Raw genomic sequence first — 11,850 nt, 5'->3', positions numbered from 1 at the left:
TCTACAAGCGGAGCGACACCGCTCCCGCCCCCGACAGCGAGTCCGTAATGAAGGAGTGAAACAAGAATGCAGGCAATCATTGTGACTGGCGGCAAGCAGTACAAGGTGGCGGAGGGCGATACCATTTTCGTCGAGAAGCTGCCCAACGAGGCTGGTGACGCCATCGTGTTCGACAAGGTCCTGGCTGTGGTCGACGGCGACAAGGCCACCTTCGGCACCCCCGTGGTGGACGGCGCCAAGGTCGAGGCTTCCGTGGTGAAGAACGGCAAGGGCAAGAAGATCATGGTCTTCAAGTATAAGCCCAAGAAGGGCTATCACAAGCGCCAGGGTCACCGTCAGCCCTACACCAAGGTGACCATCGGCAAGATCTCCGTGTAATCCGGATATGACCACCATATCCTTCCGCATGGAGGGCGAGCGCATCGTGGGCTTTCAGTCGAAGGGCCACAGCGGCTACGCCGAAGCGGGAAGCGACATCGTCTGCGCTGCCATCACCAGCGCCATCCGCCTGACCGAGTGCGCCGTCAACGACGTGCTGGGCCTGGAGGCCTCGGTGAAGGTCAAGGACGATTCCATCTCGCTGAAACTCCCCGGTGGACTGGGCGAGCAGAATGAGGAGACCTGCCAGACCCTTCTGGCGGCCCTGATGCTCTACTTTACCCAGCTTCACGAGGAATATCCTGAGCACATTCTCGTGGTGGAGGAGGAGTAAGTCCTCTCCCCCGAGTGATTGGATCCACACACGTTTGGAGGTGTACAACATGCTGAATATCGGTCTTCAGTTCTTCGCCCACAAGAAGGGCGTCGGCTCCACCCGTAACGGCCGTGACTCTGAGTCCAAGCGTCTGGGCGTCAAGCGCGGCGACGGTCAGTTCGTGCTGGCCGGCAACATCCTGGTCCGTCAGCGCGGCACCCACATCCACCCCGGTGTGAACGTGGGCAAGGGCAGCGACGACACCCTGTTCGCCCTGAAGGACGGCAAGGTCAAGTTCGAGCGCCTGGGCAAGGACCGCAAGCAGGTCTCTATCGTGGAGATCGCCCAGTAATCGCTGTTGCGAACGTATGAAAATTCCCGGACCAGATTGGTCCGGGAATTTTTTTGTCTTTCGACGCCGGATGCGTCAACGCGTGTACATGGCATGGATGACTGCGGGATCGACCGCCTCTGTCTTTAAGGAGAGCATGCCATTGGGGTCCAGGGAAATGTTGACCGCTCCCGCCAGGCCGGTGGCGTATCCCCACATGGTTCCGCTGTCGATATATCCGCCGGAGTCCAGGTAGGTGTCGATTCTGACACTGCCTTGCCCCAGCGCATTGGGCTGTTTCCAGGTCTTGTAGGTCTCCCACTGACTACTTCCGGGATGGCGGAAATAGTCATATGCCGTAAAGTTCTGGTCTCCGCCGTACTTCAGCACCGAGCTGTCCCAGTTTACCGTGATCGTGTCCCTGCCGCGGATGACCGGGAGCTTCTCCCAGTTGTAACAGACCGATACCAGAAACTCTCCCACATAGGCAGCGCCGTCCGCTCGGATGGGGCAATAGGACACCGCCGCGGTCACGTCCAGCTCGTCCGCCGGGATCTCTCCCCGGCTCGTATTCGCATGGCTGGCCTTTGCCGGCATAAAGCCATAAAAATAGGCGTCTTTGTCGCGGGCGGTCTCATAGAGGACCGCGATCTGGGGCGGGATCAGGGCATCCAGATAGTCCGACGGATAGTCCCGGGACAGCAAGAAGGCTTTCATCTCTTCCACGGGGTACCCCTCCGTGTCCGTCGTCCCCTCGACCGTACGCGCGAGGCGCGGCAGCCCGAAGGCGGCAAGGAGGATCAGCGCTGCAAGGATGAATCGGAAGGCTCTCATACCGGTCATCTCCCCTCATCGCGGTCCTGTTTCCCTGTGTGTGCGTTTGCGCCTTTGTCAAAGGGCTTGCTGCCGGTGCTCTCCGGACAGCAAGCCCTCTGCTTTTTTCTTATTCGGCGTCCAGCTGCGCGGCCACGTCGGCCAGGTAGTTGGGCTCGTAGAGCTCGATCTCGCCGCGGTCGCAGGCGGCGGCCAGACCGGGGTCGATGGGCAGACGGGCCAGCACCTTCAGGCCGTGGGCCTGGGCCACCTCGTCGATGTGGCTCTCACCGAAGATGTGGTGCTGCTTGCCGCAGTCGGGGCACTGGAAGTAGCTGTAATTCTCCACCAGGCCCAGGACGGGGATGTGCATCATCTCGGCCATCTTCACCGCCTTGGTGACGATCATGCTCACCAGGTCCTGGGGAGAGGTGACCACCACGATGCCGTCCACCGGCAGGGACTGGAACACAGTCAGGGGCACATCGCCGGTTCCGGGAGGCATATCCACGAAGAGATAGTCCACGTCGCCCCAGATGACGTCGGTCCAGAACTGCTTCACCGCGCCGGCGATGACGGGGCCGCGCCAGATGACGGGGTCGGTCTCGTTGTCGGTGAGGACGTTCAGGCTCATCACCTGGATGCCGCCCTTGGACTCCACGGGGTAGATGCCCAGCTCACTGCCCAGGGCCCGCTCGTGGATGCCGAAGGACTTGGGGATGGAGGGGCCGGTGATGTCGGCATCCAGGATGCCGACCTTCTTGCCCCGCTTGTGCATGGCGGCGGCCAGAGAGGAGGTCACCAGGCTCTTGCCCACGCCGCCCTTACCGCTGACGACGGCGATGACCTTCTTGATGTGGGAGAGCTCGTGGGGCTTGGCCTCAAAGCTCTGGGGCTCGGTACGCTCACTGCAGCTCTGGCCGCAGGTGGAGCAATCATGGGTACACTCGGACATGTTCGTTTCCTTCTTTCTCAGTTCTCCAAAGCGGAGGGGTTTTTATGCTCCCCCGTTTTACTTGTATTTGTAGGTGCCGCCGCCGATGAACTCCCGGATGAGGGACTGGGGAGCCACCAAGGTGGGGTCCAGAGGCTCGAACCACCGGAAGGCATCCACCAGGTCGTGGAGCTCCCGGAAGCGGGGGTTGGCGGGGTCCAGGCCCTCCAGGGCCTGGCGCAGCTGCGGGACGTAGTGGGTGAACACCGGCACCTCGTAGCGCAGGGAGGAGTCCAGGATGATGTGGGCCCGGTTCTTGAAGGGGGAAATGTAGAGCTTCTCCCCCCGGCGGACGTTGTGCCACATGGCCATGGTCTCGGTGAGGTCGGTGCCCCGGAAATTCAGGTCCCGCACCGCCCGGCGGGTGATGCGCATCCAGGTGCCCTTGAAGCGGACCTCCTCCCCCTCCAGGATATTGGAGCGGGCCGAGATATACAGGGTGGTGGCCTCCGGATGCCGCCCGGCGATCTCGTCGTTGAGGGCGTGGATGCCCTCAAAGATGGCGATCTCGTTTTTCTCCAGACGCAGGGGACGGCCCCGGGCGTCGTTACGCATCTGGCGGGAAAACTCGAACTTGGGGATGACCACTTCCTCTCCCCGGGAGAGCTTCGTAAAGGTCTCGTCCAGGAGGTCCATGTCCAGGAGCTGTGGGGACTCATAGTCGATCTCCCCCTCGGGGGTGCGGGGGGCGGTGTCCCGGTTGAGGGTTTTGAAATAGTTATCCATCGAGATGGTGTGGGAGGTGATCCCCCGGCGCTCCAGCTCCTCCTCCAGCTTGAGGGCGGTGGTGGTCTTGCCGGAGCCGGACGGTCCGGACAGGAGCACGATGGGGCTCTCGCTCATCCGGGCCTGGATGCGGTCCACCGCCTTCTCGATCCGGCGCTGGTAGACGCCGTCGCACTCGGCCAGAAAGGCCTTGGGGTCGTCGTGGACCTTACGGTTGATCTCTTCCAGTTGGTAGGCCATGGTTTCTCCTTTCCGGTATCAGTGCCGCTCCTCCCGCAGCGCGGCGAGGAAGTCGGCGGCCTGGCGCTTGCCGGTGCGCAGCTTTTCCAGGCTCTCCACATATTCGTGGGGATATTTGGGGTTGGCGATGCGCTCGATGCGCCCGGTGTAGGGGTTCACCAGCTTGGTGACGCCGCCGCCCCCCAGAGATAGTATGGTGTGGAGCTCCTCCATCATGCAGATATTGTAGAGGCTCTCCCACCCGGGCTTGGTCCAGCCCACATTTTCAAAGGAGCCGGACATATACTTCTGCCGGTAGAGGTAGTAGGGGACCTGTCCGTGGGCCCGCAGGGCGGACCAGGCATAGGACAGCATCTCGGCCACCTCCTCCGCCGTGGGCAGCCCCGGCCCCTCCCCGGAGCCGTCGCCCATGAGGCGGGAGCCCTTTTTCAGAGCCAGGGTGTGGACCGTCACGTTCTCCGGCTCCAGGGCCAGCACCTGGTCCAGGGAGGCCCGGAAGCCCGCCGGGGTGTCCTGGGGGAGCCCGGCGATGAGGTCCATATTGACGCAGGGGATGCCGGAGGCCCGGACCAGCTCGAAGGCTTTCAAAATATCGGCAGCGGTGTGGGCCCGGCCCATGGCCGCCAACACGTGGTCCTGCATGGTCTGGGGATTCACCGACACCCGCTGTACGCCGTTGTTCCGGATGGCGGCGAGCTTTTCCGCCGTGATGGTGTCGGGCCGTCCGGCCTCCACGGTGTACTCGGTGCAGCGGGAGAGGTCAAATTTCTCACCCACCCGGCCCAGCAGGACATTGAGCTGTTCCGCGCTCAGGGTGGTGGGGGTGCCGCCCCCCACATAGAGGGAGCGCACCACATACCCCGCCCGCTTCAGCTCCGCCGCGGCGGCGTCCACCTCCTGGAGGAGCACCTCCAGGAAGGGGGGCAGCAGCTTCAGCGCCCGGCCCACGTCGGCCGAGACGAAGGAGCAGTAGGCGCAGCGGGTGGGACAGAAGGGGATGCCGATGTAGAGGGACACCTCGTCCTCCTTCAAACTCCGCTTGGCGGCCAGGCTGGCCTTGGCGCAGTCCATGGCCAGCTCCGCCCGGCCGGGGGAGACCCGGTAGACCTCCTCCAGCTCCCGCCGGGCCTCGTCAGGGGTGGCCCCCCGCTCCATGGCCCGGGTGGGGAGCTTCACCGGGCGCACCCCGGTGAGGGCCCCCCAGGGTGGCTCATGCCCCAGCGCCTCCACGCCCGCCCGGTAAAAGGCCAGCTTCAGCACTTTCTGGCAGGCCCGGTCCCGCAGGAGGGAATTTTCCGCCGGGACGGCGGGGACCTGGGCGGTCCCGGTGGTGTGCTTCCCGTTCCAGGTCAGCTCCGCCCGGGCGTTCAGGGTCCCCTCCCCTTCCGTCAGGGTGAGGCACACCCCATTCTCCTCCCCGGTGAGGGGGAGGTCATACTGGGGGCGCTCCTCGGGGAAGAGGGTGAGCATCATCTGCTCGGCGGCATATTTGTAGTCGTGGCCCCGGAATTCCAGTCTCATTTGCTCTCCAGCGCTTCCTTCAGGTAGAAATTATACTTCCGCTCGTGGTCCAGGGTGGAGGGGTCCATGTGGCCGGGCAGCACGGTCAGGTCCCCTTCCAGCGCGCCCAGGCGCTTGAGGGAGGCCTTCATGTCCTCATAGCTGCCGCCGGGCAGGTCGGTGCGGCCCATGGAGCCCTTGAAAAGGGTGTCGCCGGTGAAGAGGGTATCCCCCACCCGCAGCACCACCGAACCGGCGGTGTGGCCGGGGGTGTGGATCACCTCGAAGTCCACGCCGTCCATTTTGATGTGGTCCCCGTCCTCGTAGAAGGTCAGCTCTCCCATCTCCTCGATGAAGAAGAAGGGCTTGGGCATCTTGGAGTCGGCGGGGTGGACGTACACCGGCACCCCGGGCAGCTCCGGCCGCAGGGCGGGGATGCCCCGGGTGTGGTCGTAGTGGGCGTGGGTCAGGAGGATGTACTGCACCTCCCAGCCCTCGCTGCGCACCGTCTCCAGGATGTGGGGATCGGCGGCGCCGGGGTCGATGATGGCGCAGTGCTTGGTGTTCTCGTCGGCCACCACATAGCAGTTGGTGGCCACGGAGGGCAGCAGAATGGTCTTGATCACCATGGAAATCACCTCATATATTACATCTGCTCGGTGTCGAAGAGGATCGTCACCGGCCCGTCATTCTGGGAGTACACTTGCATGTCCGCGCCCCACAGGGCTCCGCCCTGCGGGGACCCCGTCTCTTTTATCTGCTCGGGCGGAGTGAATCCGCCCGGCATCAAGGTTTTGCCTGCGCCAAAACGCTTGGGACGCGCCACTCGGCGCGGTTCGGCGCGGACGCTCGATTACATCTGGTCAGTATCAAATACGATGGTCACCGGACCGTCATTCTGGGAATATACCTGCATGTCCGCGCCGAATTCCCCGTGCTCCACGCGGAAGCCGCGCGCGGCGCACTGGTCCATGAAATACTCATAGAGGGGCTTGGCCACATCCGGCTTGGCCGCGCCGGAGAAGCTGGGGCGGCGGCTCTTGGTGTCGGCGTAGAGGGTGAACTGGGAGATCACCAGCAGACTTCCCCCCACCGCCTCCAGGTTGCGGTTCATCTTGCCGTTCTCGTCCTCAAAGACCCGCAGGCCGCAGATCTTGTCGCACAGCTTCTCGGCCTGGGCCTTGGTATCGCCGGGGCCCACCCCCAGCAGGACCAGAAAGCCCTGGGAAATGGCGCCGTTGACCTTGCCGCCGATCTCCACCCGGGCCTCTTTTACTCTCGTCACCACGGCTCGCATGGGGACTCCCCTTTCTTAGCGGTATTCCCGCGTCATGCCCTTGGCATAGAGCGGGTCGATATCAAAGTGCACCAGATCGCCCGGCGAGCACTTCAGGTCGGTCACGTCCAGCAGGGTCTCCACCGCGCCGATGCCGCCCAGCACAGGCGCCTTCTGCCCGGCCACCCGGACCGTCAGGTGGTGGGAGCGCCACCACCGCCGAAGGGTGGCCAGCAGACCCGTCTCCCGCAGGCGGCTGACGCCGAAGCCGTTCTGGTACCCCACCGGCAGGATAGCCACCCGGGTGGGGCGGCGCAGGCGGACCAGGCTCTCGCCCCCGCCGATGGTGTGGCCCTTGGGGAGCCACCGGGTCTCCTGGAGCTGGGCCTCGCCGTAGCCCACCCGGACCAGGTCGTCCCCCCGTCTCCGGCGGCACCGGCCCAGCACCACCGAGCCGGCCCGCACCGCGTCCATGCGGGCAAATTCATAGTGGAGGAGGGCATAGGACCCAGCGGCGTGGACGGTGCCGGTCTCAAAACCGGCGTCCCGCACCGCCTGCAAGGCGCCTTCAAAGGCCCGCAGCTCGGTAGCGGCGTCCCGCCCGTCGGCGTGGACCGAGCGGATCTGGGTAAAAATGCCCGACACCGCCACATTGGTCAGATTCCGGTAGACCTGCACGATCTTCTCCGGCTCCTCGGCCAGAAAGCCCCCGAAGCCCAGGCCGGTGTCCACCTGGATATGGGCCTCGGCCACGGTGGAGCGCTCCTTGGCGGCGGCGTCCAGGGCCAGGGCGGTGTCCACCGAGCTGATGGTGCACACCACGTCCAGGTCGATGAGCCGGTCCAGCTCCTCCCGGTCGGTGGTGGAGCGGAGCATGAGGATCTCCTCGTCCACCAGCCCCGCCTTCCGCAGGGCCTGGGCGTCGGCCAGCTCGCTGACCGCGAAGCGGCCGATGCCCTCCTCCCGCAAAAGCTGGGCCAGCTCCACCGTTCCCGCGCCGCCGCCGTCGCCGGTGAGCACCCCGTAAATGGTCGCCGGTCCGGCCTTTTCCCGCACCACGGCGATGTTGTGTTTCAGGGCTTTTTTCTCCAGGACCAGCGTTTTCATGGGCACCCTCTTTTCCTCTTTCCGGGCCTGTGAAAGGCCGGAATGGTTCAGTTCATCATTATAGTCGGTTTCTCAACTTGCGTCAATTGGAATTCCCGGTTGGACAGCTCCAGAGCCCTCTTTTGACCGAAATTTAGGCGGAATGTCCCCCGGGGCTCCGCTTGTATCTTTGGTACGGATTTGGTATAATAAAGAGTAATTCTGATTTTGCAGCGAGAAGGGAGGCGGGAGCCGTGAAATATCAGAGATGGGCCCGGCCGGCGGACAACCCGGCCGGCCGCGCCGCATTGGAGCGCCGCGGCGTGCCCGCCCTCCCGGCGCTGGTGCTCTCCTCCCGGGGCGTGGACAGTCCCGACAAAGCCCGGGCCTTCCTCTCCTCCAATCTGGAGCGGCTGACCGACCCCTTTCTTCTGAAGGACATGGACAAGGCCGTGGCGCGTATCCGCCGGGCCCTGGCCGACGGGGAGACGGTGTCGGTCTACGGCGACTACGACGTGGACGGCATCACCTCCACGTGCCTGCTCACCAGCTACCTGCGCAGCAAGGGCTGCGCGGTGATCCCCCACATCCCCGACCGCATAGAGGAGGGCTACGGCGTCAGCCGCTCCGCCCTGGACGTCCTGGCCGGGCAGGGGGTCACCCTGGTGGTGACGGTGGACTGCGGCATCACCGCCGTGGAGGAGACCACCTACGCCGCCTCCCTGGGCATGGACCTGGTGGTCACCGACCACCACGAGTGCAAGGAGTGCCTCCCCGCCGCCGTGGCGGTGGTGGACCCCCACCGCCCCGACTGCCCCTATCCCTTCAAGGCCCTGGCGGGCGTGGGGGTGGCCCTCAAGCTGGTGCTGGCCCTGGAGGGCCCGGACCGGACCGAGGCGCTGCTGGAGCAGTACGGGGACCTGGCCGCCATCGGCACGGTGGCCGACGTGATGGAGCTCACCGGGGAGAACCGCACCATCGTCAGCCGGGGGCTGGCCTCCATCCGGCGCACCCGGCGGCCGGGGCTCAGCGCCCTGCTGCGGGAGTCGGGCCTGGCGGAAAAGCCCCTGACCTCCATGGCCATCGGCTACACCCTGGCCCCCCGGCTCAACGCCTCGGGCCGGATGGGCTGCGCCGACCTGGCCGCCGAGCTGCTGCTCACCCGGGACAGCGCCCGGGGGGAGGAGCTGGCCAAGACCCTGTGCGCCCTCAACCGGGAGCGGCAGGCCATCGAGGCCGACATCTTCGCCCAGTGCATCGAACTGGCCGACGCCCTCCCCCAGGAGGACCGGCTGGCCCTGGTCCTCTCCGGCGAGGGGTGGCACCAGGGCGTCGTGGGCATCGTGGCCTCCCGCCTGAGCGAGCGCTACTCCTGCCCCACCTTCATGATCTGCCTCCAGGACGGACACGGAAAGGGCTCCTGCCGCTCCTTCGGAGGTTTTAATCTCTTTGCCGCCCTGGAGCAGTGCGCCGACCTGCTGGACGGCTTCGGCGGACACGAGCTGGCCGCCGGCTTCACCATCCCCGAGGAGAACATCCCCGCCTTCCGGGCGCGGATGAACCGCCTGGTCTGGCAGGAGACCGGCGGGGAGGAGATGGTCTCCACCCTGAACCTGGACGCCGAGATCACCGACCTGGCCCTCCTCACCCTGGAGGAGGTGGAACAGCTGGACCTGTTGGAGCCCTACGGCGCGGGCAACCCGAAACCAGTGTTCCTGCTCTCCGGCTGCACCGTGGTGTCCGCCACCGAGGTGGGCGGCGGACGGCACCTGAAGCTCCGGGTCTCGGTGGGCGGACAGGTCTTTGACGCCATCTTCTTCTCCGCCACTCTCCGCGACACCGGCGTGTCGGCCGGAGACCGGCTGGACCTGGCCTTCACCCCCCAGATCAACGAGTACCGGGGCTGGCGCTCGGTGCAGCTCCAGATCACCGACCTGCGCCCCGCCCTCACCCGGGCCCAGAGCGAGCGGGCCCTCTACGAGCGCTTCGTCCGGGGCGAGCCCATCTCCCCCCGGGAGGCCGCCTTCCTGCTGCCCAGCCGGGAGGAGTTCGTGGTGCTGTGGCGCTACCTGAAGGAGCGCAGCGGCCCCGCCGGGGTGGAGGAGACCCCCCGGAAGCTCACCCGCAACCTGTCCCGCAGCTTCGGCCGCCACGCCCCCTTCCCCCGCACCATGATCTGCCTGCAGGTCTTTGACGAGCGGGGGCTTATCCGCCTGGAGCGGCGGGGCGAGCAGCTCTCCATCCACCTGCACCAGGTGGGCGGCAAGGTGGACCTGGAGGAGAGCGGCATCCTGCGCCGGCTCCACCAGCTGATGGACGACTCTGACCTTTGATCCCGCGGAACGGCCGCGGGTCACCATACCGCGGGAGGCCGCTGCGCCTCCCAGCTCGGCGACCGCTCGCCGGAAGAGCGGCAGGCGCGCCCCGCGCCTTTTGGAAGGAGGTTTGTATGGACCCTATCCTGGAACGTTATCAGGCTCTGGAGGCTCAAATCAAAACCTATAACCCCGCGCTGGATACCAAGCGGCTCTACGATGCCTTCTCCTACGCCGACAACGCCCACGCCGGGCAGCTGCGCAAGGATGGCTCCCCCTATATCACCCACCCGTTGGCGGTGGCGGAGATCGCCGCCGAGCTGGAGCTGGACACCGAGTCCATCATGGCCGCCCTCCTCCATGACACCGTGGAGGACACCACCGCCACCTACGACGACATCGCCAAGCTCTTCGGCAAGGACGTGGCCGACCTGGTGGACGGCGTGACCAAGCTGACCCGGGTGCAGTACGTCTCCAAGGAAGAGGAGCAGATGGAGAATCTCCGGAAGATGCTCATGGCCATGGCCAAGGACATCCGGGTCATCCTCATCAAGATCTGCGACCGGCTGCACAATATGCGCACCATGCAGTACCAGTCCCCCAAGAAGCAGCGGGAAAAGGCCCTGGAGACCATGGAGATCTACGCCCCCATCGCCCACCGCCTCGGTATGCAGCGGGTGAAGTGGGAGCTGGAAGACACCTCCCTGAAATACCTGGACCCGGTGGGCTACAAGGAGATCAGCGACGAGCTGGAGCACCGGGCCGCCACCCATGAGGAGTTCATGGCCTCCATCCAGAAGAAGATCGAGGACCGACTGAAGGAGGAAGGCGTTAAGGCCACCGTTTACGGCCGCATCAAGCACGCCTACTCCATCTACCGCAAGATGTACACCCAGAACAAGACCATGGACGAGATCTTCGATCTCTACGCCTTCCGGGTCATCGTGGACGATCTGGCCGACTGTTATACCGTTCTGGGCTGCGTGCATGACCTCTTCAAGCCCATCCTGGGCCGGTTCAAGGACTATATCGGCACCCCCAAGCCCAACATGTACCAGTCCCTCCATACCACCGTCATCGGCCGGGAGGGCGTCCCCTTTGAGATCCAGATCCGCACCTGGGAGATGCACCACACCGCCGAGTACGGCATCGCCGCCCACTGGAAGTATAAGCAGGGCATGGCCAACACCAAGCTGGGCAGCGAGTCCACCTTTGAGTGGGTGCGCAAGCTCCTGGAGGCCCAGCAGGACACCGACGCCGAGGAGTTCGTCCGCACCATGCGGGTGGACCTCTTCGCCGACGAGGTGTTTGTCTTTACCCCCCGGGGCGACATCATCAACCTCCCCGCCGGGGCCACCCCCATCGACTTCGCCTACTCCATCCACTCCGCGGTGGGCAACCACATGACCGGCGCCAAGGTCAACGGGCGCATGGTGCCCTTTGACACCCCCCTCCACAACGGCGAGATCGTGGAGGTTATCACCTCCAAGGCTGCCCACGGCCCCAGCCGCGACTGGATGAACATCTGTAAGTCCAACGAGGCCCGCAACAAGATCCGCCAGTGGTTCAAGAAAGAGCGCCGGGAGGAGAACATCGCCACCGGCCGCGCCGCCTTCGAGTCCGAGCTCAAGCACGCCGGCCTCACGCTGGCCGCCATCACGGCGGAGGACGTGCTGCCCTTCGTACTGAAAAAAGTCCGCTTCGGCACCCTGGACGAGCTGTACGCCGCCATCGGCTACGGCGGCATGACCGCCCAGAAGGCGGTGGTCCGCATCAAGGACGAGCTCATTCGCCTGAAAAAGGCCAACGAGGAGCGCCAGGCCGCCGAAAAGGTCCTCTCCCAGGAGGTCATCCTCCCCGGCCGCTCGGTGGCGG

At 65.2% G+C, this 11,850-nt stretch carries 12 protein-coding genes; 5 read left to right on the top strand and 7 right to left on the bottom strand.

Annotated elements, in window-relative coordinates; genetic code table 11:
* Positions 1-66 precede the first annotated feature (66 nt).
* The 3 genes from rplU to rpmA are packed head-to-tail and all read left to right on the top strand — an operon-like array spanning position 67 to position 1,046.
* Complete coding sequence (gene rplU / locus B5G43_RS14580; RefSeq protein ID WP_087262631.1) at positions 67-378, top strand: 50S ribosomal protein L21; 312 nt, start codon at positions 67-69, stop codon at positions 376-378.
* A 7-nt stretch (positions 379-385) separates the two neighbouring features.
* Positions 386-712, top strand: a complete 327-nt coding sequence (locus B5G43_RS14575) for a ribosomal-processing cysteine protease Prp (RefSeq protein WP_087262629.1) — start codon at positions 386-388, stop codon at positions 710-712.
* 49 nt (positions 713-761) lie between these two features.
* The gene (gene rpmA / locus B5G43_RS14570) at positions 762-1,046 is read left to right on the top strand and encodes a 50S ribosomal protein L27 (RefSeq protein WP_033119121.1); all 285 of its coding nucleotides are present in this window, start codon (positions 762-764) and stop codon (positions 1,044-1,046) included.
* A gap of 75 nt (positions 1,047-1,121) precedes the next feature.
* Here rpmA and B5G43_RS14565 read toward each other — a convergent pair whose 3' ends face one another.
* From B5G43_RS14565 to B5G43_RS14535, 7 genes are all read right to left on the bottom strand, one after another.
* Positions 1,122-1,751: a hypothetical protein gene (locus B5G43_RS14565; RefSeq protein WP_143382882.1), complete on the bottom strand. Its 630-nt coding sequence runs from the start codon at positions 1,749-1,751 to the stop codon at positions 1,122-1,124.
* 217 nt (positions 1,752-1,968) lie between these two features.
* Positions 1,969-2,793 (bottom strand): Mrp/NBP35 family ATP-binding protein, encoded by an 825-nt coding sequence (locus B5G43_RS14560; RefSeq protein WP_087262625.1) that lies wholly within the window; start codon positions 2,791-2,793, stop codon positions 1,969-1,971.
* A gap of 57 nt (positions 2,794-2,850) precedes the next feature.
* On the bottom strand, positions 2,851-3,798 hold the full coding sequence (locus B5G43_RS14555; protein ID WP_087262623.1) for a nucleoside kinase: 948 nt from the start codon (positions 3,796-3,798) through the stop codon (positions 2,851-2,853).
* 18 nt (positions 3,799-3,816) lie between these two features.
* The gene (gene hemZ, locus B5G43_RS14550; protein ID WP_087262621.1) at positions 3,817-5,319 is read right to left on the bottom strand and encodes a coproporphyrinogen dehydrogenase HemZ; all 1,503 of its coding nucleotides are present in this window, start codon (positions 5,317-5,319) and stop codon (positions 3,817-3,819) included.
* Complete coding sequence (locus B5G43_RS14545; protein ID WP_087262619.1) at positions 5,316-5,927, bottom strand: MBL fold metallo-hydrolase; 612 nt, start codon at positions 5,925-5,927, stop codon at positions 5,316-5,318. Before B5G43_RS14545 ends, hemZ begins: the two co-directional genes overlap by 4 nt.
* Before the next feature lie 224 nt (positions 5,928-6,151).
* Positions 6,152-6,595, bottom strand: a complete 444-nt coding sequence (gene dtd, locus B5G43_RS14540; RefSeq protein ID WP_087262617.1) for a D-aminoacyl-tRNA deacylase — start codon at positions 6,593-6,595, stop codon at positions 6,152-6,154.
* Positions 6,596-6,610: 15 nt separating this feature from the next.
* Positions 6,611-7,681 carry an alanine racemase gene (locus tag B5G43_RS14535; protein ID WP_087262615.1) on the bottom strand — a complete coding sequence of 357 codons (1,071 nt, stop codon included), beginning with the start codon at positions 7,679-7,681 and terminating at the stop codon, positions 6,611-6,613.
* Positions 7,682-7,914: 233 nt separating this feature from the next.
* Here B5G43_RS14535 and recJ point away from each other — a divergent pair, with 233 nt between their 5' ends.
* Together recJ and B5G43_RS14525 are read left to right on the top strand one after the other, a co-directional pair.
* Complete coding sequence (gene recJ / locus B5G43_RS14530) at positions 7,915-9,993, top strand: single-stranded-DNA-specific exonuclease RecJ (RefSeq protein ID WP_087262613.1); 2,079 nt, start codon at positions 7,915-7,917, stop codon at positions 9,991-9,993.
* Between the two features lie 116 nt (positions 9,994-10,109).
* A partial coding sequence (locus B5G43_RS14525; protein WP_143382881.1) for a bifunctional (p)ppGpp synthetase/guanosine-3',5'-bis(diphosphate) 3'-pyrophosphohydrolase occupies positions 10,110-11,850 on the top strand: 1,741 nt, incomplete at its 3' end.

It is taken from the genome of Flavonifractor sp. An92 (assembly GCF_002159175.1).
Taxonomy (GTDB): Bacteria; Bacillota; Clostridia; order Oscillospirales; family Oscillospiraceae; genus Pseudoflavonifractor_A.
Note: the sequence above shows the minus strand (reverse complement) of the source record. Positions and strands in the feature narration are given on the sequence as shown.

Coding starts and splice junctions, on each gene's coding strand:
- dtd (WP_087262617.1), bottom strand. CDS start 6,595: ATGCGAGCCGTGGTGACGAGAGTAAAAGAGGCCCGGGTGGAGATCGGC.
- rpmA (WP_033119121.1), top strand. CDS start 762: ATGCTGAATATCGGTCTTCAGTTCTTCGCCCACAAGAAGGGCGTCGGC.
- B5G43_RS14560 (WP_087262625.1), bottom strand. CDS start 2,793: ATGTCCGAGTGTACCCATGATTGCTCCACCTGCGGCCAGAGCTGCAGT.
- B5G43_RS14545 (WP_087262619.1), bottom strand. CDS start 5,927: ATGGTGATCAAGACCATTCTGCTGCCCTCCGTGGCCACCAACTGCTAT.
- hemZ (WP_087262621.1), bottom strand. CDS start 5,319: ATGAGACTGGAATTCCGGGGCCACGACTACAAATATGCCGCCGAGCAG.
- B5G43_RS14575 (WP_087262629.1), top strand. CDS start 386: ATGACCACCATATCCTTCCGCATGGAGGGCGAGCGCATCGTGGGCTTT.
- B5G43_RS14555 (WP_087262623.1), bottom strand. CDS start 3,798: ATGGCCTACCAACTGGAAGAGATCAACCGTAAGGTCCACGACGACCCC.
- rplU (WP_087262631.1), top strand. CDS start 67: ATGCAGGCAATCATTGTGACTGGCGGCAAGCAGTACAAGGTGGCGGAG.
- B5G43_RS14535 (WP_087262615.1), bottom strand. CDS start 7,681: ATGAAAACGCTGGTCCTGGAGAAAAAAGCCCTGAAACACAACATCGCC.